The sequence below is a fragment of the Amycolatopsis sp. NPDC001319 genome, from assembly GCF_042896185.1.
GTDB lineage: Bacteria > Actinomycetota > Actinomycetes > Mycobacteriales > Pseudonocardiaceae > Amycolatopsis.
This window is the reverse complement of record NZ_JBIAWY010000009.1, coordinates 90143-115433: the sequence shown is the minus strand read 5'-3', so window position 1 is coordinate 115433 and position 25291 is coordinate 90143. Positions and strand designations below refer to the sequence as shown.

Here is a 25291-nt window from a genome sequence, read left to right as displayed (position 1 = left end):
GCTGCCTAGGGGGTTTCCTCGGCCGGTTTCGCCGCGGTCGGGGTCGTCGCCACGTCCGGCGTGTCCAAGCCCGCGATGCCGAGCACGCGGTCGTCGGCGTTGCGCTGCGCGTTCTTCCGGTTCAGCTCGGCCACGGCCGACTGGAACTCCGTCAGGATGCGCTTCTGCAGGCCGAACATCTCGCGTTCCTCGGCCGGCTCGGCGTGGTCGTAGCCGAGCAGGTGCAGCACGCCGTGGACGGTGAGCAGGTGCAGCTCGTCGATCAGCGCGTGGCCCGCGGTCTTCGCCTGGTCCTTCGCGAACGCCGGGCACAGCACGATGTCGCCCAGCAGCGCCGGCGACGCGTCGGGCGCGTCGGGGCGGCGCGACGAGTCGAGCTCGTCCATCGGGAAGGCCATCACGTCGGTGGGCCCGGGCAGGTCCATCCAGCGTTCGTGCAGGTCTTCCATGACTTCGAGCGTGACGAGCAGGATGGACAGCTCGGCGAGCGGGCTGACCTCCATCTTGTCGAGCGCGTAGCGCGCGGCCGAGACGATCGACGCCTCGTCGACGTCGACGCCCGACTCGTTGGCGATCTCGATGCTCATCGGCGGTTGCCCTTCCAGCCGCCCTGCTGCTGGTCCTGGGCGTCCTGCACGGCCTGCCACTTCTCGTACGCGTCGACGATGTCGCCGACGAGCCGGTGGCGCACCACGTCCTGGCTGGTCAGCTCGGCGAAGTGGAGGTCGTTGACACCGTCGAGGATGTCGCGGACCACGCGCAGGCCACTCTTCTGGCCGTTGGGCAGGTCGACCTGCGTGATGTCACCGGTGACCACGATTTTCGAGCCGAAGCCGAGGCGCGTGAGGAACATCTTCATCTGCTCGGGCGTGGTGTTCTGGGCCTCGTCGAGGATGATGAAGGCGTCGTTCAGCGTGCGGCCGCGCATGTACGCGAGCGGCGCGATCTCGATCGTGCCGGCCTGCATGAGGCGCGGGATCGACTCGGGCTCGACCATGTCGTGCAGCGCGTCGTAGAGCGGGCGCAGGTACGGGTCGATCTTCTCGTTGAGCGTGCCGGGCAGGTAGCCGAGCCGCTCGCCCGCCTCGACGGCGGGACGGGTCAGCACGATGCGCGTGACCTGCTTGGCCTGCAGCGCCTGCACGGCCTTCGCCATGGCGAGGTACGTCTTGCCGGTACCGGCGGGGCCGATGCCGAAGACGATGGTGTGCTTGTCGATGGCGTCGACGTAGCGCTTCTGGTTGAGCGTCTTGGGCCGGATCGTCTTGCCGCGGCGGGAGACGATGTTGAGGCTCAGGACCTCGGCCGGGGACGCGTCGCCGGAGGACAGCATGCCGACGGTGCGGCGCACCGTGTCGGGGCCGACCTGCTGGCCGCCGGTGGCGAGCTGCACGAGGTCGGTGAAGACGCGTTCGGCGAACGCCACGTCGGCGGGCGCGCCGGTGAGGGTCACTTCGTTGCCGCGGACGTGCACGTCGGCGGCGAGGAGCTCCTCGGCGACGCGCAGGTTCTCGTCACGCGAGCCGAGCAGGCTCAGGACGGCGGCTTCGGGGATGGGGAAGCGGGACTGGGCCACGGGGGTGGCGTCCTCGTTCTTCGACTGCGCCGCCTTGCCGGCGGTGGCGTCGGGTCGGGCGGCTCCACCCTGTGCGGTTCCGGCCACGTGGCCTCTGGCCTGCTTTCTGCTGCTTCGCCTGACGGACTTCTGACGTTGCCGATGCTACTTGCTCGCGACTGCCCACCGCAGGTCGGTTTAGGCGTGGCGCCCGAACAACCCGAGCTGCTCGCCGCCCAGCACGTGCGCGTGGACGTGGAAGACGGTCTGTCCCGCGTCGCCGTCGGTGTTGAACACCACGCGGTACCCGGACTCCACGATGCCCTCGAGCTCGGCCACCTTGCGGGCGCTCAGCACCACGGCGCTCAGCAGCTCCGGATCCGAAGCGGCCAGCTCGCCCACGTTGCGGTAGCGCTTCTTCGGCACCACCAGCACGTGCACCTTGGCCTGCGGATTGATATCGCGGAACGCGAACGTCCGGTCGTCCTCGTACACCACATCCGCCGGGATCTCCCCCGCGATGATCCGCTCGAACAACGTCTCCGCATCACTCATGCGCCCACCCTACAAACCCGCCCCGCCATGATCGGCGCCCACCGCACCGCAGGGGCTCCGGCGGCTCGACCCCCTCGGCAACCACCGCACCTCGGGGCTCCGGCGGCTCGACCCCCTTGGCAACCACCGCACCGTGGGGGTTCCGGGGGCTCGGCCCCCGGACAATACGCATCTCCTCGGACGGCGAAGCCGATCCGCAGGATCGTCGACGACAGCCGACGACGAGGAGATGCCGCGGGGGCGGTGGGCCCTGGGGGTCGGCCCACCGCGCCGCCGCGGCGCCGCCGGACCGAGGGGGGAGGTGCCCGGCGGAGCTTGTGACGTACGCGGTTTCGGGTACGCGCCACCAGGGGTTACCCACCCAGTGGCGCGCCGAAACGTCTTGCGCGTTGGTGACGAGCGTAGCTGCTCGGAGCGTGATCGCGCCATGACTCGCCGCAAAATGGGCCCGCAACGTGTCCGGTGGCGGTGTCCGTTGGTCAGGCCCAGCGGCCGGTCAGCGCGCCGAGGGCGCCGAGGGCGACGGCGGCCGCGGTGGAGGTGCGCAGCACGGTCGGGCCGAGGCGGACGGTGGTGGCGCCGGCGGCTTCGAGCGTGGCCAGCTCGTCGTCGGTGATGCCGCCTTCGGGGCCGACGACGAGCAGGATGTCGCCGGTGTCCGGGAGGCTGATTTCCGTGAGGCGGCTGGTCACGCCCGACTCCAGCACGAGCGTGCGGGACATCGTGGCGGCCAGCTGGGCGAGCTCGCGGGTGCCGACGGGCTCGATCACCTCGGGCACGTGGGCGCGACGAGCTTGTTTGGCGGCGGCGCGGGCGGTCGCGCGCCAGCGGGCCAGCGCCTTGTCGCCGCGCGTGCCGTCTTCCCACTTCGCGACGCTGCGGGCGGCGCGCCACGGCACGATCGCGTCGGCGCCGGCCTCGGTGGCGAGCTCCACGGCCAGCTCACCGCGGTCGCCTTTGGCCAGCGCCTGCGCGACGTGGACGCGCAGCGCAGGCGGTTCCTCGTCCCAGCGTTCGACGACCGTCAGGGTGAGGAACGCGTCTCGCCCGGTCTGCACCGCGTCGACGACGCAGCGGGCCATGGCGCCGGCGCCGTCGGAGAGCACGAGCTGCTCCCCCACGCGCAGCCGGCGCACGGTGGCGGCGTGCCGGGCTTCCTCGCCGTCGAGCACGGCCGAACCCCGGTCGGGTACGGCGGTGGCGAGGAAGACCGGCAGCGTGGTGTCGGGCACGGGTCAGCGGTGCTTCGTGCGCAGCTTGGAGAACAGGCCGCCGTGCTTGCTGCCGTTGGCCGCCAGCGTCGGCACCTCTTCGCCGCGCTGCTGGGCCAGCTCCACGAGCAGGGCGCGCTGCGCTTCGTCGAGCTTGGTCGGCACCACCACGTCGATGTGCACGTGGAGGTCGCCGCGGCCGTCGACGCGCCCGGACGAGCGCAGCCGCGGCATGCCCTTGCCCGTGAGCACGAGCTCGGTGTTGGGCTGGGTGCCGGGTTCGACGTCGAGCTCGTAGTCGCCGTCGACGAGCGTGCTGATCGGCACGGTCGCGCCGAGCGCCGCCGTGGTCATCGGGATGCGGAAGTTGCAGTGCAGCTCGTTGCCCTCGCGCACGAAGACCTCGTGGGGCAGCTCGTCGATCTCCACGTACAGGTCGCCCGCGGGGCCGCCGCCGGGGCCGACCTCGCCCTGGCCGGAGAGCCGGATGCGCATGCCGTCGCCGACGCCCGGCGGGATCTTCGCCGTGACGTTGCGGCGCGCGCGGATGCGCCCGTCGCCGCCGCACTGGCGGCACGGGTCGGGGATGACCTCGCCGAAGCCGCGGCAGACCGGGCACGGGCGGGCCGTGACGACCTGGCCGAGGAACGAGCGCTGCACCGACTGCACCTCGCCGGCGCCGCCGCAGGTGTCGCAGGTCTTGGTGGTGGTGCCCTCCGCGGTGCCCGCGCCGCGGCACAGGTCGCAGACCACGGCCGTGTCGACGGTGATCTCGCGGTCGGCGCCGGTGGCGCACTCCTCGAGCGTGAGCGCGAGGCGGATCAGCGCGTCGGAGCCCGGCTGCACGCGGCTGCGCGGCCCCCGGCCACGTCCTCCGCCGCCACCGCCGGCCGCGCCGAAGAACGCGTCCATGATGTCGCCCAGCCCGCCGAAGCCGGCGAACGGGTCGCCGCCACCGCCGCCGCGCGCGCCCGAGTCCATCGGGTCGCCGCCGAGGTCGACGATCTTGCGCTTCTGCGGGTCGGAGAGCACCTCGTAGGCGGTGGTCACCTCGCCGAACTTGTGCTGCGCGTCCTCCGACGGGTTCACGTCGGGGTGCAGCTCACGGGCCAGCTTGCGGTACGCGCGCTTGATCTCCTGATCCGACGCGTTCTTGGCCACCCCGAGGATCCCGTAGTAGTCCCTCGCCACGTTTTTCTGCCTTCTCCTTCTGCTCTGCCCGGGCCGTCAGCGGCCGGACAGGATCTGCCCCACGTAGTTGGCCACCGCGCGGACGGCCGCGATGGTGCCCGGGTAGTCCATCCGGGTGGGTCCGACGATGCCCATTCCTCCCAGCAGCATGTCGTCCCGGCCGTAGCCGATCGACACGACCGAGGTGCTGCGCATCTGCTCGTCTTCATTTTCCTCGCCGATGAGGACCGTCACCGCACCGGGGTTGCGAGCCGCGGCCAGCAGCTTGAGCACGACCACCTGCTCCTCGAGCGCTTCGAGGACCTGCCGCAGCGAGCCCGGGAAGTCGGCGACGTTGCGGGTGAGGTTGGCCGTGCCGCCGAGCACCAGGCGTTCCTCCGGGTGCTCGACCAGCGACTCGACCAGCACCGTGCAGATGCGGGTGAGGCTGTCGCGCAGCTCGTTCGGCGCCACCTCGGGCAGCTCGGCCACGCGCGCGGCGGCTTCGACCAGGCGGCGCCCGGCGAGCGCGCCGTTGAGCACGGTCCGCAGGCGCAGCACGTTCTCCTCGGTGAGCACGTCGCCGAGGTCGACCGTACGCTGGTCGACCCGGCCCGAGTCGGTGATGAGCACCAGCATCAGCCGCGCCGGCGTGAGCGGGACCACTTCGAGGTGGCGCACCGCCGCGTTGGTCAGCATCGGGTACTGCACCACGGCGACCTGCCGGGTCAGCTGCGCGAGCAGCCGCACCGACCGGCGCAGCACGTCGTCGAGGTCGGTGCCCGAGTCGAGGAACGACGTGATCGCCCGCCGCTCGGCCGCCGAGAGCGGCTTGATCTCCGAGAGCTTGTCCACGAACAGCCGGTAGCCCTTGTCCGTGGGGATCCGCCCCGCGCTGGTGTGCGGCTGGGTGATGTACCCCTCTTCCTCGAGCGCGGCCATGTCGTTGCGCACCGTGGCGCTCGAAACGCCCAGGTTGTGCCGCTCGACGATCGTCTTGGAGCCCACCGGCTCCTGGTTCGAGACGTAGTCGGCCACGATCGCGCGCAGCACCTCGAAGCGACGCTCGTCCGTGTTCGCCACCGGCACCTCCCTGCTTTCGACCCGCTACTCACAACGAGTTTACGGAAGCCTGAGTGCCCGGCGCTCAACCCGGCGGACACGGTGGTGTCTCGGCCGCCTGCGAGCGGCAGCCCGGCGAAAGTAAAAGAATGGCAAATAGCCATTAATAACGGCGAACCGGACAAATGAAATCTTCGCTTGCTAGGGGAACCGTTAACCGGTTTGCTGCCTCAGAAGAACGTGGTGAATCCCCAAGAGCCGAGGGCAGTCGTGGACAATAACGGGCGCGCACCCGAAATCGCCGAAATCGGACAGCGAGCCGCGGAGGCCCAGGAGCGCCTCAAGCGCGTCGCCGCCACGGCGACGAGCAACGACGGCGCGGTGACCGTCACCGTGAACACCAGCGGAGCCCTGCAACAGCTCAGCTTCGGCCCCCGCGCCGACGAGATCAGCCGCAGCGCACTCGCCGCCGCCGTCGTCGCCACCGCACACCGCGCCCAGGCCCAGGCGGCCCAGCAGCTGCACGCCATCATGGCCCCCCTCATCGGCGAAAACAGCGACGCGATGAAATTCCTCGACGAGCAGATTCCGACTCCGGAAGTGCCCGAGGAACAACCGCCGGCGCCGCCGGAAACGCGACAATTCTTCAATCGGGACGAGGACGGTGGCACGCAACCGCCTCCTCCTCGGCCGCCGGCTCCTGGGGTTCCCGGGACTCCTGGGGCTCCTGGGATGCGCCCACCCGCTCCCCCGGCCCGCCCTTCGCGCCCCGCGGCCGACACCTCCGATGACGACGACTACTACAACGGCGGCTCGATCCTGGGGAGGGGCTACTGATGGCCGGCACGCAGCAGGTGAATCTCGAGGCTCTGCAGACGCACAAGGGTGAGGTGCAGGACATCGCGGCCGGAGTCCACACCGCCGCCGACGCGACGGCGTCCGGTCAGGCCTTGAACGACTGGGCGTTCGGTCTCGTCGGGCAGGTGTTCGCCCTCCCCTTGCAGACGTACCTCTCGTCGGCGACGGATTTCATCGGCGTCGTCGCCACGTGCGCCGACGGCATGGCCGACAAGCTCCAGCGAGCCCACGACCACTACGACACGAACGAACAGAACACGAAGGACAAGGTCAACTCGTTCGGCAAGGAGCTCCCGGCATGACCGAGACGCAGGAGAACCCGCTGGTCGCGACCACAGAGTCGTCGAGTGGGCTCATGACCCAGATGGGTTCATCGAGCAACGAGCTGGACAACCTCAACGCTCAGTACGCGGGCAGCGGCATCTTCAGCGACGCGGCGTCGTCGATCACCGATTTTCGCAACGGTGACTGGCTCAACTTCGGCATGGACGTCGCGACGGACGGTCTCGACCTGCTGGGCATGGCGATGGACCCGCTCGGCTCGCTGGCGAGCGCCGGGGTCGGCTGGCTGATCGAGCACATCAGCTTCCTCAAGGAGGGGCTCGACAAGCTCGCGGGCAACCCCGAGGAGATCACCGCCAAGGCCGTGACCTGGACGAACATCTCCAAGCAGCTCTCGGCGAGCGCGGACCAGTACGAACAGGCCGCCGCGAAAGTGGCGCCGGACTTCCAGGGCGCTGGTGGCCAGGCATACCAGAAGTCGGCGCAGGGATACGTCGCGGTCCTGCGAGGCGCCGCCGGGCAGGCCACCGGCGCCTCGGGCGCGATGAACGTCGCGGGCGCACTCGTCGGCACCGAACGCGGGCTGATCCGCGACATGATCTCGTCCTTCGTCGGCGAACTGATCATCAAGGCGCTCGCCGCCCTCGCCGCTTCGTGGTGCACGTTCGGCGGCACGATCGCCGCGTTCATCGCGGACACCGTCGTCGAAGGCGGGATCCTCGCGGAGAAGATCAGCAGCCGGATCACCCAGATCGTCGCGAAGCTCGACAAGCTCGCCGAGAGCGCAGGCAAGGCCAAGGGCGCGATCGAGGAAGCGTCCAAGGCGCTCCAGAAGCTCGGCAAGGTCGCCGACAAGATCTCCGACAAGAGCCTCGACGCCGCGGTGAACCTCGAGAAGAAGGGCGGCGAACTCAAAGACGCCGCCCACGCCAAGACCGCGGCCGAGCGCGCCGAGGGGTGGAAGGAAGGCACGGCGGACTACCTTTTCCCGAAGACCGAGAACGAAACGAAGTTGGGTGAGAAGTACTCCGAAGACGGCCGCAGTTTCCTCAAGCCCTCGGAGTGGGGGACGGGCAACGGGGTTCCGGACTGGAAGCCGGCCGACACCGTCGGCGTCGGCTCCGAAACACGCCGTCAGATGAACGAGCAAGCCGATCGGTACCACGAAGGATCCGAAGCCTACGAGAAAGAACACAAGGAAGAGTCCGAGGGTGGCGAAGGCGAGAAGGCCGGCGCGCCCGAAGGCGGCAGCGGGGAAAAGTCCAAGTGAGCGACAAGAACGTGGACCAGGCCGAAGTCGACCGCTTCAACCGCGAGGGCCGGCTCCACCCCTCACAGTGGCGCAAGGTGCTGGAATTTTACTTCTGGTTCGCCGTGGTCCTCTTCGTGGCCGGGTTCTACGCACTGGTGCGCATGCCCGGTTACCAAGAGGGGTACGGCTACGTGTTCGCCGTCCCGGTCATCGTCATCATGCTGGTGCTCCTGGTCTTCTGCGTACGCCGTCTGCTCTTCCTCCGCAAAGGCACGATCACGACCTTTACGGGCTTCACGCACGACGCTGCGCTGAGCCGACCGCTGCCGAAGAACTACCCGATCCTGCTGTACACAATCAAAAGCCAGGGCGGCAATCCGATGCACACCGTCGCTTTCAACGGCCTGAGGCGACAGATCGACCACGACGTCCACGCCAAGTTCCGCCCCGAGCACGAGAACACGATCTACCTCACCCCCAACGGCAAGGTGATCGTGAACGTCATCCCGTCGTGAACGTCGACGAAATCGCCACGGCCAATCTCGCCGGGCGGCTCCACCCGTCGCAGCGTCGCATCGTCCTCGACTTCACGTTCTGGCTGTGCCTGGTCGTCGGGGTGATCGCGGCGCTGCTGTGCGTGGTGCTGCCGACGGCCACGAACGTGTTCGAAGGGCCCCAGCGGGCCGAGTCGTTGGGCGCGTTCCCGTTCATCGTGCTGCTTGCCTTGGTGTGCCTGGTGTTGTGCGCCCGGCGTTACCGCGACCTGCACAGGCCGCTGGTGGTGGTCAGCGGGTGGACCCACGACTTCGGCAGATCGCCGACGACGGACGCCTACCCGATCGGGCTGTTCCACTCCCCGGGCAGTACCCACACCATGGCCCGCTGGGAGGTCCGCGTCGGAGGGAAAACCTATTCCACCGACCGCGAAACCTGGGAGAAGATCAAGCCGGAGCGGAACAACACGCTGTGCCTGTACCCGAAGACCAAGCTGATCATCAACGTGATCCCCTCGTGAACGCCGACCAGGCCGCGGCCGCACCCTGCCCAGAACCGGCAGATCGTCAACGTCATTCCCGCTTGAGCAACCCCTCCAGCGCCGCCGAGGAGATCGCGTCGGCCTCGGCGACCGTCAGTGGCGCGTGGCCCGTCAGGCGGCGGAAGATGAGTGGCCCGAACAAAACATCCGTCGCCGTCTCGGCGTCCACCGACGGTGCGGCCTGGCCGGCGTCCACCAAACGCTGCCACAAAACGGCAATGGCGGCCCGGCGACCGTCCAAAAAGAACTCCCGGAAAAACGGGGCCGCCGAAGGGTCTGTGACGCACGCGGCGAGCAGCTGAGCGAAGACCTCGCCGGTCGCACCCGCGTAGAACGCCGAAACCTGCCGCACCTGCTCCACCAGGTCCGCCCGTGGATCGCCCGTGGACGGGAGCGGCAGGGCATCCGCCATCTCGCGCCCGAAGGCCTCCGCGGCCAAGGCGGTGCGGCTGGGCCAGTGCTTGTACAGCGTCGCCTTGCTGACGCCGGACCGGGCGCTGATGGCGTCGACCGTGGCGGCCGGGAGGCCGCCCTCGGCGAGGAGTTCGCGCGCGGCCGACAGCGCGCACGCGTGGGCGCGCGCGCTGCGGGGCCGCAAGGACGTGTCGTCAGGCATGGTCCGTGGAGACCGAAAGCTCGCGCCAGCGGGAAAGTTCGTCGCGGACGAAGTCGAGTTTCGCTTCCACCCGGGCGACCGAGTCGGCGCCCAGCTGGAGGCGCAGGGGCGGCGAGGGAGAAGCCACGACGGAAACGATCGCGAGCGCCGCCTTGCGCGGGTCGCCCGGTTGCTCGTGGTTGCGGGAATCCGCCGCCGCGCGGGTCGCGCCGGCGGAGGCCGCGTAGTCGGCGATCTCGTCCTCGGCGCGGTGCAGGCTCGACGAGTCGAGGAAGTCGGTGCGGAAGAAGCCCGGCTCGACCACCGTCACGGGCACGCCGAGCGGCGCCAGTTCCCCGTGCAGCGCCTCGGAAAGCGCCTCGACGGCGAACTTCGTCGCCCCGTACACGCCCCAGCCCGGGCCGGTCGTGAAGCCGCCGACCGAGCTGATGTTCACCACGTGCCCCGAACGCTGCCGCCGCAGCACGGGCAGCACCGCGCGCGTCACGGAGAGCAGGCCGAACACGTTGGCGTCGAACACCGCGCGCACGGCCGCGTCCGACGCCTCCTCCACGGCGCCGAGCAGGCCGCGGCCGGCGTTGTTCACCAGCACGTCGATGCGCCCGAACCGATCCAAAGCCGCACCGACGGCCGCGGCCGCGGCAGCCTCGTCGGTCACGTCGAGCGCCACCGCCAGAACCGACGGATTGCCGGGAAACTCCTTCTCCACGGCCGACGCCTGGCGCGCGGTGGCCACGACCTGGTCACCGCGCTCCAGCGCCGCCCGCACGATCTCGAGGCCGAAACCCCGCGACGCGCCGGTGACGAACCAGACGCTCATCGAGAAGCCGCCTTGCTCAGCGCCGCGAACTCGTCGTCGGTCAGCTCGATCTCGGCCGCCGCCACGTTGTCCTCGAGGTGGCCGACGCTGGACGTGCCCGGGATCGGCAGCATCACCGGCGAACGCTTGAGCAGCCACGCCAGCGCGAGCTGCGAGGGCGACGCGCCGTGTTCCTTCGACACCTGCGAAAGCGGGCTGTCCGGACCCGCCAGCGAACCCGTGGCCAGCGGGAACCACGGGATGAACGCGATGCCCTCCTTCGCCACGTGGTCCAGCAGCGGCTCGGAGTACCGGTCGGCCAGGTTGAAGCGGTTCTGCACCGAGACGATCGTGGCCGTCTTCTGCGCCTCGACGAGATCCTCGACCGAGATCTCCGACAGGCCGATGTGCCGGATCTTGCCCTCCGACTGCAGCGTGGCGAGCTCCCCGACCTGGTCCGCGACGGGCACCTTCGGGTCGATGCGGTGCAGCTGCAGCAGGTCGATGCGCTCGAGGCCGAGGTGGCGCAGGTTCAGCTCCACCTGCTGGCGCAGGTACTCGGGCCGGCCGACGGGGATCCACTGGTTCGGGCCCTGCCGGGTGAAGCCGGCCTTGGTGGCGATCACCAGGTCGTCGGCGTACGGGTGCAGGGCTTCGCGGATGAGCAGGTCGGCCACGAACGGGCCGTACGAGTCGGCGGTGTCGATGAGGTTGACCCCGAGCTCGACGGCCCTGCGCAGCACGCGCACGGCCCCCTCCGGGTCACGAGACTCCCCCCACACGCCGGGGCCGGGCAGCTGCATCGCGCCGAACCCGAGCCGCACGACGGGCAGGTCCCCGCCGATCGCGAACGTGCCGGACGACTTCGCGGGCTGTGCTGACATGGAACGTTCTCCTTCAAAAGTGAACTGAACGTACAGTTCACTTTACGCCCGTTCCGGCGAGCCCGCCAACCTGACCCGGGTGCAGCACCCCGCGAAGCTGCCCCGGGCCAGGAGATCAGCTGTTCTTCGGGAAACCCAGGTTCACCCCGGCGTGCGAGGTGTCCGGCCAGCGCGAGGTGACCACCTTCGTGCGCGTGAAAAAGTGGAACCCCTCGGGCCCGTACGCGTGGGTGTCGCCGAAGAGCGAGTCCTTCCAGCCGCCGAACGAGTAGTAGCCGACGGGCACCGGGATGGGCACGTTCACGCCGACCATGCCCACCTCCACCTCGTTCTGGTAGCGCCGCGCGGCCGCGCCGTCGCCGGTGAAGATCGCGGTGCCGTTGCCGTAGGGGCTGGCGTTGACCAGGCCGAGCGCGTCGTCGAAGCTCGTCGCGCGCGCCACCGAGAGCACGGGGCCGAAGATCTCGTCGGTGTAGACCGACATCCCGGGTCCGACGCGGTCGAACAACGTCGGGCCGAGCCAGAAACCGTCGCCGGCGATCTCGATGCCGCGCCCGTCCACCACGAGCTCCGCGCCTTCGGCGACGCCGGCGTCCACATAGGACGTCACCCGCTGGTGGTGCGCCTTGGTCACCAGGGGACCCATCTCCGACTCCGGCTCGCGGCCGTCGCCGACGCGCAGCCGGGACATCCGCTCGGTGATCTTCGCCACCAGCTCGTCGCCGACCGGGTCGACGGCCACCACCACCGACACCGCCATGCACCGCTCCCCCGCGGACCCGAACCCGGCCGACACGGCGGCGTCGGCGGCGAGGTCGAGGTCGGCGTCGGGCAGCACGACCATGTGGTTCTTCGCCCCGCCGAGCGCCTGTACGCGCTTGCCGTGGCGGGTGCCCGTTTCGTAGACGTAGCGCGCGATCGGCGTGGAGCCGACGAACGAGATCGCCTTGACGTCCCGGTGTTCCAGCAACCCGTCGACGGCGGCCTTGTCGCCGTGCAGCACGTTGAGCGCGCCCGCGGGCAGCCCGGCCTCGGCGAGCAGCTCGGCGATGAACAGCGAGGCCGACGGGTCCTTCTCGCTCGGCTTGAGCACCACGGTGTTGCCGCACGCCAGCGCGTTGGGCACGAACCACAGCGGCACCATCGCGGGGAAGTTGAACGGCGAGATCACGCCGACCACCCCGAGCGGCTGCAGGATCGAGTACACGTCCACGCCGGTGGAGGCGTTCTCGCTGAAGCCGCCCTTGAGCAGCTGCGCGGCGCCGCACGCGTATTCGACGTTCTCGATCGCCCGGGCGATCTCGCCCGCCGCGTCGGACTCGACCTTGCCGTGCTCGCTCGTGATGATCTTCGCCAGCTCGTGCTTGCGCGCCGACAGCAGCTCGCGGAACGCGAACAGCACCCGCGTGCGCCCGGCCAGCGAGGTGCCACGCCAACCCGGCAACGCGGCGGCGGCAGCCGCCACCGCCTGGTCGACCTCGGCCTGGCCGGCGAAGTCCACCTTCGCCCGGACCTCGCCGGTCGCCGGGTCGTACACGTCGCCCGTGCGCCCGGCCACGCCGGTGTAGGGCTTGCCGTCGATCCAGTGGCTGATGCGGTCGGTCACAGCGTCGGCTCCTCGCTCGCGGGGCGCTTGTCTCCCCCGAGTCTCGGCTCGCGCGCCACGCGGACGCCATCGGCAACGTGTACGGAGTCCCGCGCCCGGCCGTACAGTCTGTGCCTGCCGGTGTGCGAAAGAGGGGCGAGAACCGGATGTACCCGACCGTGTCCGAGGTGCTCGCGCTGCCGGCCCTGCGCCAGGGCCGGCCGCACGTCGTCGCGGGCAGCGCCGGGCTCGACCGGCCGGTGCGCTGGGCGCACGTGGCCGAGGTCGCCGACATCGCCCACCTCCTGCGCGGCGGCGAGCTGGTGCTCACCACCGGCGTCGCGCTGCCGGACGACGGCCCGTCGCTCGCCCGCTACGTCGCCGACCTCGCCGAGGTGGGTGTGGCCGGCGTGGTGGTGGAGCTGGTCCGGCACTGGAGCGACCGCCTGCCGAACGCCCTGGTCGAGGCGGCCGAGCACCGCGGCCTGCCGCTGATCACGCTGTCGCGCGAGACCCGCTACGTCGCCGTGACCGAGGCCGTGAACGGGCTGATCGTCGACGCGCAGGTGGCCGAGCTGCGCGCGGCCGAGCGGGTGCACGAGACGTTCACCGCGCTCACCGTCGCGGGTGCGGAGCCCGGGGTGGTGCTCGGCGAGGTGACCCGGCTGACCGAACAGCCGGTGGTGCTGGAGACGCTGGCCCACGAGGTGCTCGCCTACGACGCGGCCGGTACGGACCCGGCCGAGCTGCTCACGGGCTGGCCGGCGCGCTCACGCGTGGTGCAGCTCGGCGAACGCACGGGTTACCACGCGAACGCGGGCTGGCTCGTGACCGTGGTCGGCGCCCGCGGCCACGACTGGGGCCGGCTCGTGCTCGTCTGCGCGGAGCCGCCGCCGCACCGTCACCGCGTGGTGGCCGAACGCGCGGCGTCGGCGCTGGCCGTGCACCGGCTGGTGGCCCGCGACTCCGACACACTGGAACGCCTGGCGCACCGGGCCGTGGTCACGGAGCTGCTGGCCTCGCCGGCGCCGTCGGCGGAACTGCTCGCGCGGGCCTCGGCACTGGCCGTGCCGCTGACCGGGCGGCGGCTGATCGGCTTGGCGGTGCGCCCGCGCATCACGGCGACCACGCGGCAGTCGCTGTCGACGCCGCTGCTGCTGCGGGAGCTGGCCGAGGCGACGGCGCTGGCGGCGCGGCGGGCGAAGGTCTCGGCGCTCGTGGCGACCGACGAGACGGGCGTGCGGGCCCTGCTCGCCCTTTCGCCGGAGGCGCACGCCGACGCCGTGCTGCAGCGGCTGGCCGCCGACATCCACGAAGCCCGCGCGAGCGCGCCCGCCGTGCTCGCCGTCGGCACGACCGTGACCGGGCCCGCCGAGGCCCGGCGGACGCTGGTCGAGGCCGCGCAGGTGGCCGCGGCCGCGTTGAGCGAAGAAACCGAACGGCCGCTGCACCGCCTTCGTGACGTCCGGCTGCGCGGGCTCCTGCACCTGCTGGCCGACGACGAGCGCGTGACGTCGTTCGCCGCGCGCGAGCTGGGGCCGCTGCTGCAGCGCGACGCCGCATCGGGCAGCCGGCTGGTGCAGGCGTTGCGGCACTACTGCGCCCACGGCGGCAACAAGTCGGCGGCGGCCGTCGCGGCCCACACCTCGCGCACGGCCTACTACCAGCAGCTCGCGCGGATCGAGCAGGTCCTCGGCGTGCGGCTGGAAGACCCGGAGTCGATGTTGTCGCTCTACGTCGCGCTCCTGGCCCACGACCTGACCAGTGGTCCCACCCTTTCGGGGGAGGAAAACTCACCCGGACGTGCAGCACAGTGATCAGCTTCCGGCAACCGATAGCCGAAGTATGGTGTTTTCTTCTTTCGCTCCGATCGCCGCGTGCGTGCTCGGCCTCAGTGGTGTGGCGGCTCCGCAGCTGCCCGCGTCCACCCTCCAGCTGAGCCTGCACGAGACGACGGGCCGTCTCAGCTCGGTTTCGCTCACCTGCGACCCGGCCGGCGGCAGCCACCCCAAGTCCGACGCGGCCTGTGCCACCCTCACGGGCGTCGACGGCGACATCGCCCACATCAAGCCGCGGCTGCAGCGCTGCACGATGATCTATTCCCCGGTCGACGCCGCCGCCTTCGGCACGTGGCACGGCAAGCCGGTCACGTTCCACGCCACGTTCTCCAACAAGTGCGCGGCCGACGCCCAGACCGCGGGAGTGTTCGGCTTCTAGCAGTGCCCCGGTGGCGGTAGCTCGACGTCGAGTGCCCTGGCCCGGCTGAGGTTCCAGCCGGGCCAGCTGTCGTCGTCCACCCCGTAACGCATCGGCCCGAGCACGCAGTCGGCGTCCGGCAGCCGTTCGGCGACCACGGGGAAGATGTCGGTGGAGAACCCGCGCAGGTAGGCCAGGTCGAGCGGTTTCCCGTGCTCCGCGCGGTCGAGGTTCGCGCCGGCGATGAGCGCCTCCGGGTTCGCGACGGCGAGCGCCAGCAACGCGCCGGCGGCCGTCGCGATGGCCGCGCGCGGCAGCCACGACGAGCGCAGGGTGACCAGCGCCGCCCCGACGAGCAGGAACACGCAGCCGAGCCAGAGCTCGCAGACCTCCACGAGCACTCGCAGCACGGTGAAGCCGTAGGCCTGCTGGTAGGTCCACATGCGACTCAACGCGGACACCACGAGCACGAGGCTCAGCGCCGCCAGGGCACCGAGCAGCACCCGCTGCCGCAGCCGTTCCGCGGCCGTCTCCCGCGGCGCCCAGCGCAACGCCAGCGCGATGATGCCCAACGTGAGCACCGTGCAAGCGCACAGCTGCCAGAAGCCGCCGCGCGCGTATTCGGCCGACGTGAGGCCACCGGTACGCAACACGTAGTCCCGGCCACCGAACAACTCCACGATCCGCACCACGACGTAGGCGCCGAACAGCACCACCAGCGTCCCGAGCGGGACCGTCCACAGGAGACTGTCACCCTGGGCTTTGCGGTCGCCGTCGGTCGCCCGGCGCGGTGGCGAGGCCAGCACGTAGTACGCCCCGGCCGTGCCGAACGCGCCGGCGCAGAACAGGAATCCCCACCGCACGGCCGAATCCAGGCGCAGGTCGGGCACGAGCGACCCGACGAAGTGGGCGAAGGTCGCATCCGCGCTCGTCAGCAACGGCAGGAACACCGCCAGCACCGCCGCCGCCCCCAGCACGGCGCCGAGCACGCGACCGCGCTGCGTCCCGCGGCCCCGCAGCCCGCGCGCGACCCACGGGATCGCGTGGAACGCCTCCAGCGGCACGGCGAGCGCGTCGTAGAGCGCCGAGTTCACCGACCGCGGCCCCACCACCGCGAGCGATCCGGCCACGATCGCGGCCACGACGCACAACCCGAACAGCCACTCCGACGCCCGCACCGCGCCGACCGCCAGCAACGCGAGCGCCAGCGCCGCCCACGCGACGCTCGCCCGCCGGGTCGTCTTCTCCTCGCGAGCCCGGCGATCCACGGCCACGATCAGCGCCGTCACCACCAGCGCGGCCAGCAGCCACCCGATCCCGGGCCGGTCCAGCGGCACCAGCGTCGCGGTCACCACACCGGCGACCGCGACGGCCGGCAGCACCCCGGCCGCCATCGGCACCACCACCGACCTCGGTACGGGCCGCACCAGCACCGGCGTGAACGGCTCCGCGACGGCGACGCCGCCTTCGGTGGATGGGGCAGCCCCCTCGACTGTCCCACCCACCGCGTTCCCCGGCGGCACCGCGTGGGCCGGCCTCGGTTTTTCCTCGGTCACGAAACAGCCTCCGTATTCGCATTAGCAAATAATCAAGCGCGGCAGCTCCCCACCAGGGAAGCGCCAGGAAGATCAGGCCGGCAACGTCACGCGGATCCGGCACCCCGGCGCCACGCCGGGCACGACGTCGGCCGGGGGTTCGACCACGGCGATGGTCCCGCCGTGCAGCTCCACCACCCAGCGCGCGATGGCCAGGCCGAGCCCGGTCCCTCCGCCACCGGCGCGTTCGCCGCGGGTGAAGCGTTCGAAGACGCGGTCGCGGTCGGCGGCGGGGATGCCGGGGCCTTCGTCACGGACCTCGATGCGGGTCTCCCCCGCGGCCACGACCGCGCGGACCTCCACCGAGCCACCGGCGGGACCGTGCCGAGCGGCGTTCTCCAGCAGGTTCACCACGACCTGGTAGAGCCGCTCGCGATCCGCCCGCACACACGCGCCCGGCGGCGACACCGACACGTCGAAGCGCACACCGCGCCCCGCCGCCGCGGCCATCGCCTCCGCCTCAGCGGCGACCTCGGCCAGCAGATCCTCGAGGTCCACCCGCGAAAGGTCCAGCGACAGCGTCCCGGCGTCGATGCGCGAGAGGTCCAGCAGCTCGGTGACGAGCCGGCCCAGCCGTTCGCTCTGGTGCAGGGCCGTGCGCAGCGTCGCGGTGTCGGGCGACGAAACGCCGTCCACCAGGTTCTCCAGCACGCCGCTCAACGCGGTGATGGGCGTGCGCAGCTCGTGCGAGACGTTCGCGATCAGCTCGCGCCGCTGCTGGTCGGCGGTCGCGAGGTCGGCGGCCATCTGGTTGAACGCCTGAGCCAGCGAACCGACCTCGTCGCGGGCCGTCGCGCGGATGCGGCGCGTGTAGTCGCCCTTCGCCATCGCCCGGGCCGCCGCCGTCATCTCCCGCAGTGGCCGGGTCATGCCGTGGGCCAGGATCTGCGACGTGACCAGGGCGATGAGCATGGCCGTGATCGTGGTCGCGGGCGGCAGCCAGCCGATGCGGGACCAGAAGAAGAGAAACGCGATCGCCCCCGCGGCCAGCATGAGGATCGCCAGCTTCAGCTTGATCGACCGGATCGGGTCGAGCGGCCGCGGCAGGAAGTCGACGGCCTTCGACAGCAGCGCCTTCACGCCGGCACCTCCAACGCGTAGCCCACCCCGTGCACGGTGCGGATGAGATCCACGCCGAGCTTGCGCCGCAACGCCTTGATGTGGCTGTCGACCGCGCGGGTGCCGGCGCCGCCCGCCGGCACGTCCCAGTCCCACACCTCGCTGAGCAGCCGTTCGCGCGGCTGAACCGCTCGCGGCCGGCGCGCGAAGTGCACCAGCAGGTCGAACTCGATGGGCGTGAGCTGCGCGGGCACGCCGCCGCGGGCCACCCGGCGCTGGTCGATGTCGATCTCCAGGTCGCCCAGCACGATCCGTTCCGGGGCCGTGGCCTGCGCCGACCGTTCGACCCGCCGGAGCAGGGCACTCACGCGGGCGCTGAGCACGCGCATCGAAAACGGCTTGGTCAGGTAGTCGTCGGCCCCCACGCCGAGGCCCACGAGCAGGTCGGTCTCGTCGGCCCGCGCGGTGAGCATGAGCACCGGCACCGGCCGCCGCGCCTGGATCCGGCGGCACACCTCGAGCCCGTCGAACCCCGGCAGCATCACGTCGAGCACCACGAGGTCGGGGCCGAACTCGGCTTCGCCCGCCACCGCGGCCGGACCGTCGTGGGCCACGTCCACGGTGAACCCCTCGGCCCGCAGCCGGGCCGCGATCGACGCGGCGATCGTGAGGTCGTCCTCGACGACCAGCACCCGCCGTCCCCCTTTGTCCATGTCGCTGACTCTAGGGAACCGGCGTGGAGGCCATCCGGGTGAGCTGTGGAGATCTTGTGGAGAACTGCCGTCGTGTTTCGTTCACTTTGCGCAGAAGATACCGGCAGATTGTGACGCAGGTCATGCACTGCCGGGCGGCGAAGCGCAATCGACAGTCTGCGCCGAGCGCACGCGAAGAGTGAACAGTCTGCCTCTGCCACCCGCCCTCGACAGGCGCGCAGGATTCCGCAATGGAGCCGACGACACGCGAACACGCCGACGGCCGCGTGGAACTCGCCGATGTGCGGTCCCTCGCGGGCAGCCGGTTCTTCAACGAGGAACTGGCCCCCGTCCCGGTCGCCAAACGCACCTGGACCACGTACAACTACTTCGCGCTCTGGATGGGGATGGCGCACAACATCCCCAGCTACGCCCTGGCCGCGTCGCTCATCGCGCTCGGCATGAACTGGGTCCAGGCGCTCATCACGATCACCATCGGCAACATCGTGGTGCTCGCGCCGATGCTGCTCAACAGCCACGCCGGCACGAAGTACGGCATCCCGTTCCCGGTGTTCGCCCGCGCGTTCTACGGCCTGCGCGGCGCCAACCTGGCCGCACTGCTGCGCGCGTTCATCGCGTGCGGCTGGTTCGGCATCCAGACGTGGGTGGGCGGTGAGGCGATCTACGTGATCGTCGGGCGCCTCGCCGGCTCCGGCTGGCGCGACTCGACGGTGGTGTGGGGCCAGCACTGGACGCTGTGGCTGAGCTTCGCCGTGTTCTGGATCGTGCAGATGCTGATCATCTGGCGCGGCATGGACGCGGTGCGCAAGTTCGAGAACTGGACGGCGCCGCTCGTGTCCGTCGGGTTCCTCATCATGCTCGGCTACGTGCTCGTGAAGGCCGGCGGTCTCGGCCCGATCCTCGAAGACGGCGGCAAGCTCGGCTGGGGCCCGGACTTCTGGAAGGTGTTCGCGCCGTCGCTGATGGCGATGATCGCGTTCTGGTCCACGCTCTCGCTGAACATGCCGGACTTCACGCGCTTCGGCGGCAGCCAGCGCAAGCAGGTGCGCGGGCAGATCCTCGGCCTGCCGACCACGATGACGTTCATCGCGATCGTCGCGATCCTCACGACGTCGGGCGGCCACGTGCTCTACGGCGAGGACATCTGGGACCCCGCGCAGCTCGCGGACCGCTTCTCCAGTCCGATCGTGGTGGTCGTGGCGCTGGCCGCGCTGGTGTTCGCGACGATCTCGGCGAACCTGGCGGCCAACGTCGTGAGCCCGTCCTACGACTTCTCCAATGCCTTCCCGAAGCGCATCACCTTCGCGATCGGCGGCCTGATCACGGGCATCCTCGGCGTCGCGATCCAGCCGTGGCGGCTCTACTCCGACCCGAGCATCTACATCTTCGCGTGGCTCGGGTTCTACGGCGGCCTGCTCGGCGCCGTCGCCGGCGTGCTGGTGGCCGGCTACTGGGCGGTCAACCGGACGCGGCTTCGTTTGCGCGATCTCTACACGCCCGATGGGGTGTACTGGTTCCGCGGGGGCTGGAACTGGCGCGCCCTCGTCGCGACGCTGGTGGGGGCAGTGCTCGCGGTCGGCGGAGCCTACGGCGGCCCCTTCCCCGCGGACGGTCTCATCCCGTTCCTCAAACCGCTCTACGACTACAACTGGGTGATCGGCTTCGCCGGCGCGTTCGTCGCGTACTGGCTGCTCGCCCTGCCCGTGAAGAAGGAGGAGACAAGTGAGCGACCTGGTTCGAGCCGGATTGATCCAGCAGCGGTGGACGGGTGACAAGGACTCGATGATCGCCAACGCCGTCGACGCCATCGGCAAGGCGGCCTCGCAGGGAGCCCAGGTCGTCTGCCTGCAGGAGCTGTTCTACGGCCCGTACTTCTGCCAGATCCAGGACGCCGACTACTACTCCTACACCGAGGGCATCCCCGACGGCCCGACCACGAAGCTCATGCAGGAGGTGGCCGAGCGCCACGGCGTGGTGCTGGTGGTGCCGATGTACGAGCAGGAGCAGCCGGGCGTCTACTACAACACCGCGGCGGTGATCGACGCGGACGGCAAGTACCTGGGCAAGCACCGCAAGAACCACATCCCGCAGGTGAAGGGGTTCTGGGAGAAGTTCTACTTCCGGCCCGGCAACCTCGGCTACCCGGTGTTCGACACGGCGGTGGGCCGCATCGGCGTCTACATCTGCTACGAGCGCCACTTCCCCGAGGGCTGGCGCGCGCTGGGCCTGGCGGGGGCGAAGATCGTGTTCAACCCGTCGGCGACCAGCCGCGGCCTGTCGGAGTACCTGTGGCGCCTGGAGCAGCCGGCGGCCGCGGTGGCGAACGAGTACTACGTGGGCACGATCAACCGCGTCGGCGTGGAACCTTTGGGCGACAACGACTTCTACGGCCAGTCGTACTTCGCGGACCCGCGCGGGCAGCTCGTGGGCGACGCCGCGTCGGACACCGAGGAGGAGATCGTGGTACGCGACCTCGACATGGGCCGGCTCGCCGAGGTGCGCGACCTGTGGGCGTTCTACCGCGACCGCCGCCCGGACAGCTACGGACCCCTGACGGAGGCCTGATGAGCACGCTCCTGATCCAGGGTGGCCAGGTCGTCTCACCGTCCGGTGCGGTGCTCGCCGACGTGCTGGTGGACGGCGAGCGCATCGCCGCCGTCGCCGCACCCGGCGTGCTCGGGCGACTCGGTGCCGACGAGACCATCGACGCCACCGGAAAGTATGTGCTGCCCGGCGGGATCGACGCGCACACGCACATGGAGATGCCGTTCGGCGGCACGCATTCCGTGGAGACGTTCGAGACGGGCACCACCGCGGCGGCCTGGGGCGGGACGACCACGATCATCGACTTCGCCGTGCAGGCCAAGGGCACGTCGTTGCAGTCCACCCTGGACAAGTGGCACTCGAAGGCCGACGGCAACTGCGCGATCGACTACGGGTTCCACATGATCATGTCGGACGTGAACGATTCCACGCTCAAGGAAATGCAGTCCTGTGTGGACGCGGGCGTCGGTTCGTTCAAGATGTTCATGGCCTACCCGGGCGTGTTCTACTCGACCGACGGCGAGATCCTGCTGGCGATGCAGCAGGCGCGTGAGATCGGCGCGACGATCATGATGCACGCGGAGAACGGCATCGCGATCGACCAGCTGGCCGCGCAGGCCGTGGCGGCCGGCCGGGTGGACCCGGTGCAGCACGGCCTCACGCGGCCGCCCGAGCTGGAAGGCGAGGCGACTTCGCGGGCCATCACGCTCGCGGCCGTGACGGGCGCGCCGCTCTACATCGTGCACCTCTCGGCGGCGCAAGCGCTTGCGGCGGTGGCGGAGGCGCGCGAGGCGGGGCAGAACGTGTTCGCGGAGACGTGCCCGCAGTACCTCTACCTGTCCATCGAGGACCTCGCCCGGCCGGGGTTCGAGGGTGCGAAGTTCGTGGCGTCGCCGCCGTTGCGGGAGAAGTCGCACCAGGCCGACCTGTGGCGGGGGCTGCGGACCAACGACCTGTCGGTGGTCTCGACGGACCACTGCCCGTTCTGCTTCAAGGACCAGAAGGAGCTCGGCCGCGACGACTTCCGCGCGATCCCCAACGGGATGCCGGGCGTCGAGCACCGGATGGACCTGCTGCACCAGGGCGTGGTCGCGGGTGAGATCACGCTGGGCCGCTGGGTCGAGACGTGCTCGGCGACGCCGGCGCGGATGTTCGGGCTGTATCCGCGCAAGGGCGTGATCGCGGCCGGGTCGGACGCGGACATCGTGATCTACGATCCCGCGGCGACTCAGACGTTGTCGGCTTCGACGCACCACATGAACGTGGATTACTCGGCGTATGAAGGCTTCGAGCTGACCGGGAAGGTCCACACTGTCCTGTCGCGAGGCCGGGTCGTGGTGTCTCCTTCCGGCTTCAGCGGTTCGGCCGGGCACGGGAAGTTCCTGTCGCGTGGACTCAACCAGTACCTGAATTGAGGGGTGCGTCGTGGATTTCGGGATCGTGCTGCAGACGGACCCGCCGGCGTCGGACGTCGTGCGGCTGATGAAGGCCGCCGAGGACCAGGGGTTCCGGTACGGCTGGACGTTCGACTCGGCCGTGCTGTGGCAGGAACCGTTCGTGATCTACTCGCGGATCCTGGCGGAGACGTCGTCGCTGGTGGTGGGGCCGATGGTCACCTCGCCGGCCACGCGCGACTGGTCGGTGATGGCGTCGACCTTCGCGACGCTCAACGACATGTACGGCAACCGCACCGTGTGCGGCATCGGCCGCGGCGACTCGGCGCACCGGGTCGTCGGGAACCCACCGTCCACTTTGGCCACGGTGCGCGACTGCATGCAGGTGGTGCGTGACCTCGCGGAGGGGCGCGAGGTCACGATGAACGACACGGCCGTGCGCATCCCGTGGGTGCGCAACGGGCGGCTGGAGATGTGGATGGCCGGGTACGGGCCGAAGGCGCTGAAGACCGTGGGCGAGCACGCCGACGGCTTCATCCTGCAGTGCGCCGACCCGGCCATCGCGCGCTGGACGATCGGCGCGGTGCGCGAGGCCGCGCGCGCCGCGGGCCGCGACCCGGGTGGCATCACGATCTGCGTGGCGGCGCCCGCGTACGTCGGCGAAGACCTCGCCCACCAGCGCGAGCAGCTGCGCTGGTTCGGCGGCATGGTCGGCAACCACGTGGCGGACCTCGTCGCGCGCTACGGCGACTCCGGCCCGGTGCCGCACGAGCTCACCGACTACATCCGCGCCCGCACCGGATACGACTACAGCCACCACGGCCGCGCCGGCAACCCGTCCACCGACTTCGTGCCGGACGAGATCGTCGACCGCTTTTGCCTGCTCGGGCCCGCCCCCGCGCACATCGCGCGCCTGCAGGAGCTCGCGGAGCTGGGTGTGAACCAGTTCGCGCTGTACCTGATGCACGACGAACGCGAGCAGACGCTGGCCGCGTACGGCGGGCAGATCGTCGGCAAACTCACCGCGTAGGGCTTGTCGATTCCCGGTGCCGCCGTTCGACGCGTTGGCATGACTGAACCCACTCGCACCCGGAACCTGGACATCTACGACCACGCCGAGCTCCCCTGGAGCCGCGCCCGTGACGCCCTGGGCCCCTCGCCGACCGCAGACCTGACGTTTTTCCTCACCACCGTCCGCGCCGACGGCCGCCCGCACACGGCCGGCGTGGGCGCGGTGTGGGACTCCGACGCGCTGTACTTCACCAGCGGCCCTGGCGCCCTGAAGTCGCGCCTGCTCGCGGCGAACCCGTGGTGCAGCATCGGCGTGCGACTGTCCGGCCTGGACCTGACGTTGGAGGGCACCGCCGCCCGCGTCACGGATTCCGCTGTCCTGGACCGCCTCGCCGCCGTGTACCGCTCGGGCGGCTGGCCCGCGACCGTGGCCGGCGACGCCTTCACCGCGCCCTACAGCGCCCCCAGCGCGGGCCCGGCGCCGTGGCACGTCTACGCGCTGACCCTGCACACCGCCGTGGGCGTCGCCACGGCCGAACCCCACGGCGCGACACGGTGGGATTTCGCCGCGTGACCCGGCTTGCGGCAAGCCGACAGAAAGTCTCTGCCCGCTATACAAACGCGTGAAAGATTCGTATGCTCGCCCCAGGCCGCCACCTCCTGTCCCGCGCATCGAGGAGCTTCCCCATGGGCGTGTCCCGTCGTACCTTCTTTTCGCTCGCCGCCGCGGCTGCCGCGTGGCCTTCGGTGGCCGGGGTTGCGGCCGCGAGCCCGCCCGGTGACGTGGTCGGCAAGATCACCGTCGGCTACCAGGGCTGGTTCGCCTGCGCCGGCGACGGCGCACCGATCAACGGCTGGTGGCACTGGAGTCAAAACTGGGGCCAGGCGCCGTCACCGTCGAACACGGGGATCAAGTCGTGGCCCGACGTGCGCGACTACCAGCGGACGTACCCGAGCGCCTACGCGAACCTGGGCGACGGGCGGCCGGCGAGCCTGTTCTCCTCCTACGACCAGCAGACTGTGGACACGCCTTTCTCGTGGCTGCGCCAGTACGGCATCGACACCGCGGCCCTGCAGCGCTTCAACCCGACCGGCGGTGAGGGACCGACGCGGGATGCCCTGGCGCAGAAGGTGCGCACTGCGGCCGAGGCGTACGGCCGGAAGTTCTACGTCATGTACGACGTCAGCGGCTGGGCCTCGATGCAGCAGGAGATCAAGGCGGACTGGACGGCGAAGATGGCGGCGCACACGGCGTCGAGCGCGTACGCCCGGCAGAACGGCAAGCCCGTCGTCTGCGTCTGGGGCTTCGGGTTCAACGACGACAATCACCCGTGGGACGCCGGCACGTGCCTCGACGTGGTGAACTGGTTCAAAGGCCAGGGCTGCTACGTGATCGGCGGCGTGCCGCGCGAATGGCGCGTCGGCGGATCCGGGACCCGCACCGGGTTTTCCGACGTGTACCACGCCTTCGACGCGCTCTCGCCCTGGATGGTCGGCGCGATCGGCAACGCGGGCGACTCCGACAACGTCTACACCACCATCACCGTCGGCGACCAGGCCGACTGCACCGCGCACGGCATCGACTACCAGCCCTGCGTCCTGCCCGGCGACACCCAGGCCCGCCAACGCGCCCACGGCGACTTCATGTGGCGCCAGTTCTACAACATGATCCGCGCCGGCGCCCAGGGCATCTACATCTCGATGTTCGACGAGTACAACGAGGGCAACCAGATCGCCAAAACCGCCGAAGACGCGTCCATGATCCCGGCCGGCTCCGGCCTCTGGGCTCTCGACGAAGACGGCACCCACTGCACCTCGGACTACTACCTGCGCCTCACCGGCGACGGCGGCCGCATGCTGCGCGGAGAGATCGCGCTGACCCCGAACCGCCCGACGTCACCGGCCGGCTGAGCC

Annotated in this window: 26 protein-coding genes; 13 read left to right on the top strand and 13 right to left on the bottom strand. The window is 70.5% G+C overall.

All coding sequences use genetic code 11. The annotated features are described in order from the left end of the window. Positions 1 to 5 precede the first annotated feature (5 nt). The 6 genes from ybeY to hrcA form a co-directional block, all read right to left on the bottom strand. On the bottom strand, positions 6 to 587 hold the full coding sequence (ybeY, locus tag ACFY1H_RS31540) for an rRNA maturation RNase YbeY (protein WP_366582585.1): 582 nt from the start codon (positions 585 to 587) through the stop codon (positions 6 to 8). Continuing rightward, positions 584 to 1663, bottom strand: coding sequence for a PhoH family protein (locus ACFY1H_RS31535; RefSeq protein WP_366582584.1), 1080 nt, complete (start codon positions 1661 to 1663; stop codon positions 584 to 586). Before ACFY1H_RS31535 ends, ybeY begins: the two co-directional genes overlap by 4 nt. A 90-nt stretch (positions 1664 to 1753) precedes the next feature. Further along, complete coding sequence (locus ACFY1H_RS31530; RefSeq protein WP_366582583.1) at positions 1754 to 2110, bottom strand: histidine triad nucleotide-binding protein; 357 nt, start codon at positions 2108 to 2110, stop codon at positions 1754 to 1756. Positions 2111 to 2589: 479 nt separating this feature from the next. Further along, positions 2590 to 3342 (bottom strand): 16S rRNA (uracil(1498)-N(3))-methyltransferase, encoded by a 753-nt coding sequence (locus tag ACFY1H_RS31525; RefSeq protein WP_386952407.1) that lies wholly within the window; start codon positions 3340 to 3342, stop codon positions 2590 to 2592. A 3-nt stretch (positions 3343 to 3345) separates the two neighbouring features. After that, positions 3346 to 4512, bottom strand: coding sequence for a molecular chaperone DnaJ (gene dnaJ / locus ACFY1H_RS31520; RefSeq protein WP_386952405.1), 1167 nt, complete (start codon positions 4510 to 4512; stop codon positions 3346 to 3348). A 36-nt stretch (positions 4513 to 4548) separates the two neighbouring features. Further along, entirely contained in the window at positions 4549 to 5574 is a 1026-nt protein-coding gene (gene hrcA, locus ACFY1H_RS31515; RefSeq protein ID WP_386952402.1) for a heat-inducible transcriptional repressor HrcA, read from the bottom strand. A gap of 201 nt (positions 5575 to 5775) precedes the next feature. Between hrcA and ACFY1H_RS31510 the strand changes: the two genes are divergently transcribed. The 5 genes from ACFY1H_RS31510 to ACFY1H_RS31490 are packed head-to-tail and all read left to right on the top strand — an operon-like array spanning position 5776 to position 8960. Beyond that, positions 5776 to 6390 carry a YbaB/EbfC family nucleoid-associated protein gene (locus ACFY1H_RS31510; protein WP_386952399.1) on the top strand — a complete coding sequence of 205 codons (615 nt, stop codon included), beginning with the start codon at positions 5776 to 5778 and terminating at the stop codon, positions 6388 to 6390. Beyond that, a complete protein-coding gene (locus ACFY1H_RS31505; protein WP_386952396.1) occupies positions 6390 to 6713 on the top strand; it encodes a type VII secretion target in 324 nt (107 codons plus the stop codon). Before ACFY1H_RS31510 ends, ACFY1H_RS31505 begins: the two co-directional genes overlap by 1 nt. Further along, the gene (locus ACFY1H_RS31500; protein WP_386952393.1) at positions 6710 to 7963 is read left to right on the top strand and encodes a WXG100 family type VII secretion target; all 1254 of its coding nucleotides are present in this window, start codon (positions 6710 to 6712) and stop codon (positions 7961 to 7963) included. Before ACFY1H_RS31505 ends, ACFY1H_RS31500 begins: the two co-directional genes overlap by 4 nt. Beyond that, positions 7960 to 8460: a hypothetical protein gene (locus ACFY1H_RS31495; protein WP_386952391.1), complete on the top strand. Its 501-nt coding sequence runs from the start codon at positions 7960 to 7962 to the stop codon at positions 8458 to 8460. The genes ACFY1H_RS31500 and ACFY1H_RS31495 overlap by 4 nt, the downstream gene beginning before the upstream one ends. Continuing rightward, a complete protein-coding gene (locus ACFY1H_RS31490; protein WP_386952388.1) occupies positions 8457 to 8960 on the top strand; it encodes a hypothetical protein in 504 nt (167 codons plus the stop codon). Before ACFY1H_RS31495 ends, ACFY1H_RS31490 begins: the two co-directional genes overlap by 4 nt. A 52-nt stretch (positions 8961 to 9012) precedes the next feature. Here the strand turns inward: ACFY1H_RS31490 and ACFY1H_RS31485 are convergent, their stop codons facing one another. The 4 genes from ACFY1H_RS31485 to ACFY1H_RS31470 form a co-directional block, all read right to left on the bottom strand. Next, positions 9013 to 9597, bottom strand: a complete 585-nt coding sequence (locus ACFY1H_RS31485) for a TetR/AcrR family transcriptional regulator (RefSeq protein WP_386952385.1) — start codon at positions 9595 to 9597, stop codon at positions 9013 to 9015. After that, complete coding sequence (locus tag ACFY1H_RS31480) at positions 9590 to 10417, bottom strand: oxidoreductase (protein WP_386952382.1); 828 nt, start codon at positions 10415 to 10417, stop codon at positions 9590 to 9592. The genes ACFY1H_RS31485 and ACFY1H_RS31480 overlap by 8 nt, the downstream gene beginning before the upstream one ends. Beyond that, complete coding sequence (locus ACFY1H_RS31475; RefSeq protein ID WP_386952379.1) at positions 10414 to 11280, bottom strand: aldo/keto reductase; 867 nt, start codon at positions 11278 to 11280, stop codon at positions 10414 to 10416. The genes ACFY1H_RS31480 and ACFY1H_RS31475 overlap by 4 nt, the downstream gene beginning before the upstream one ends. 115 nt (positions 11281 to 11395) lie before the next feature. Then, entirely contained in the window at positions 11396 to 12886 is a 1491-nt protein-coding gene (locus ACFY1H_RS31470) for a CoA-acylating methylmalonate-semialdehyde dehydrogenase (RefSeq protein ID WP_366582572.1), read from the bottom strand. Between the two features lie 146 nt (positions 12887 to 13032). Here ACFY1H_RS31470 and ACFY1H_RS31465 point away from each other — a divergent pair, with 146 nt between their 5' ends. Together ACFY1H_RS31465 and ACFY1H_RS31460 are read left to right on the top strand one after the other, a co-directional pair. After that, the gene (locus ACFY1H_RS31465; protein WP_366582571.1) at positions 13033 to 14682 is read left to right on the top strand and encodes a PucR family transcriptional regulator ligand-binding domain-containing protein; all 1650 of its coding nucleotides are present in this window, start codon (positions 13033 to 13035) and stop codon (positions 14680 to 14682) included. Positions 14683 to 14710: 28 nt separating this feature from the next. Further along, positions 14711 to 15082 carry an SSI family serine proteinase inhibitor gene (locus ACFY1H_RS31460; RefSeq protein ID WP_364066719.1) on the top strand — a complete coding sequence of 124 codons (372 nt, stop codon included), beginning with the start codon at positions 14711 to 14713 and terminating at the stop codon, positions 15080 to 15082. On the opposite strand, the gene ACFY1H_RS31455 is transcribed toward ACFY1H_RS31460, so the two are convergent. The 3 genes from ACFY1H_RS31455 to ACFY1H_RS31445 all read right to left on the bottom strand — a co-directional run bounded on the left by ACFY1H_RS31455 (position 15079) and on the right by ACFY1H_RS31445 (position 18428). Then, positions 15079 to 16617: a DUF4153 domain-containing protein gene (locus ACFY1H_RS31455; RefSeq protein ID WP_386952376.1), complete on the bottom strand. Its 1539-nt coding sequence runs from the start codon at positions 16615 to 16617 to the stop codon at positions 15079 to 15081. The genes ACFY1H_RS31460 and ACFY1H_RS31455 overlap by 4 nt on opposite strands. Positions 16618 to 16689: 72 nt before the next feature. Next, positions 16690 to 17736 (bottom strand): ATP-binding protein, encoded by a 1047-nt coding sequence (locus ACFY1H_RS31450; protein ID WP_386952373.1) that lies wholly within the window; start codon positions 17734 to 17736, stop codon positions 16690 to 16692. Beyond that, a complete protein-coding gene (locus ACFY1H_RS31445) occupies positions 17733 to 18428 on the bottom strand; it encodes a response regulator transcription factor (RefSeq protein ID WP_386952370.1) in 696 nt (231 codons plus the stop codon). The genes ACFY1H_RS31450 and ACFY1H_RS31445 overlap by 4 nt, the downstream gene beginning before the upstream one ends. A gap of 230 nt (positions 18429 to 18658) precedes the next feature. Here ACFY1H_RS31445 and ACFY1H_RS31440 point away from each other — a divergent pair, with 230 nt between their 5' ends. From ACFY1H_RS31440 to ACFY1H_RS31415, 6 genes are all read left to right on the top strand, one after another. Then, entirely contained in the window at positions 18659 to 20200 is a 1542-nt protein-coding gene (locus ACFY1H_RS31440; RefSeq protein WP_386952367.1) for an NCS1 family nucleobase:cation symporter-1, read from the top strand. Then, complete coding sequence (locus ACFY1H_RS31435) at positions 20151 to 20993, top strand: nitrilase-related carbon-nitrogen hydrolase (RefSeq protein WP_364066729.1); 843 nt, start codon at positions 20151 to 20153, stop codon at positions 20991 to 20993. The genes ACFY1H_RS31440 and ACFY1H_RS31435 overlap by 50 nt, the downstream gene beginning before the upstream one ends. After that, a complete protein-coding gene (gene hydA, locus ACFY1H_RS31430; protein WP_386952362.1) occupies positions 20993 to 22387 on the top strand; it encodes a dihydropyrimidinase in 1395 nt (464 codons plus the stop codon). Before ACFY1H_RS31435 ends, hydA begins: the two co-directional genes overlap by 1 nt. A 10-nt stretch (positions 22388 to 22397) precedes the next feature. After that, the gene (locus ACFY1H_RS31425; RefSeq protein ID WP_366582565.1) at positions 22398 to 23396 is read left to right on the top strand and encodes a TIGR03842 family LLM class F420-dependent oxidoreductase; all 999 of its coding nucleotides are present in this window, start codon (positions 22398 to 22400) and stop codon (positions 23394 to 23396) included. A 39-nt stretch (positions 23397 to 23435) separates the two neighbouring features. Further along, complete coding sequence (locus ACFY1H_RS31420) at positions 23436 to 23951, top strand: pyridoxamine 5'-phosphate oxidase family protein (RefSeq protein WP_386952358.1); 516 nt, start codon at positions 23436 to 23438, stop codon at positions 23949 to 23951. Positions 23952 to 24064: 113 nt separating this feature from the next. Further along, positions 24065 to 25288, top strand: a complete 1224-nt coding sequence (locus ACFY1H_RS31415) for a glycoside hydrolase family 71/99-like protein (RefSeq protein ID WP_386952355.1) — start codon at positions 24065 to 24067, stop codon at positions 25286 to 25288. Positions 25289 to 25291 lie beyond the last annotated feature (3 nt).

What these genes read in the sequence shown, in the direction of transcription:
- ybeY (WP_366582585.1), bottom strand. Translation starts at nt 587, where the DNA reads ATGAGCATCGAGATCGCCAACGAGTCGGGCGTCGACGTCGACGAGGCG.
- ACFY1H_RS31500 (WP_386952393.1), top strand. Translation starts at nt 6,710, where the DNA reads ATGACCGAGACGCAGGAGAACCCGCTGGTCGCGACCACAGAGTCGTCG.
- ACFY1H_RS31475 (WP_386952379.1), bottom strand. Translation starts at nt 11,280, where the DNA reads ATGTCAGCACAGCCCGCGAAGTCGTCCGGCACGTTCGCGATCGGCGGG.
- ACFY1H_RS31530 (WP_366582583.1), bottom strand. Translation starts at nt 2,110, where the DNA reads ATGAGTGATGCGGAGACGTTGTTCGAGCGGATCATCGCGGGGGAGATC.
- ACFY1H_RS31415 (WP_386952355.1), top strand. Translation starts at nt 24,065, where the DNA reads ATGGGCGTGTCCCGTCGTACCTTCTTTTCGCTCGCCGCCGCGGCTGCC.
- ACFY1H_RS31420 (WP_386952358.1), top strand. Translation starts at nt 23,436, where the DNA reads ATGACTGAACCCACTCGCACCCGGAACCTGGACATCTACGACCACGCC.
- ACFY1H_RS31440 (WP_386952367.1), top strand. Translation starts at nt 18,659, where the DNA reads ATGGAGCCGACGACACGCGAACACGCCGACGGCCGCGTGGAACTCGCC.
- ACFY1H_RS31480 (WP_386952382.1), bottom strand. Translation starts at nt 10,417, where the DNA reads ATGAGCGTCTGGTTCGTCACCGGCGCGTCGCGGGGTTTCGGCCTCGAG.
- ACFY1H_RS31445 (WP_386952370.1), bottom strand. Translation starts at nt 18,428, where the DNA reads ATGGACAAAGGGGGACGGCGGGTGCTGGTCGTCGAGGACGACCTCACG.
- ACFY1H_RS31505 (WP_386952396.1), top strand. Translation starts at nt 6,390, where the DNA reads ATGGCCGGCACGCAGCAGGTGAATCTCGAGGCTCTGCAGACGCACAAG.
- ACFY1H_RS31460 (WP_364066719.1), top strand. Translation starts at nt 14,711, where the DNA reads ATGGTGTTTTCTTCTTTCGCTCCGATCGCCGCGTGCGTGCTCGGCCTC.
- ACFY1H_RS31485 (WP_386952385.1), bottom strand. Translation starts at nt 9,597, where the DNA reads ATGCCTGACGACACGTCCTTGCGGCCCCGCAGCGCGCGCGCCCACGCG.
- hydA (WP_386952362.1), top strand. Translation starts at nt 20,993, where the DNA reads ATGAGCACGCTCCTGATCCAGGGTGGCCAGGTCGTCTCACCGTCCGGT.
- ACFY1H_RS31465 (WP_366582571.1), top strand. Translation starts at nt 13,033, where the DNA reads ATGTACCCGACCGTGTCCGAGGTGCTCGCGCTGCCGGCCCTGCGCCAG.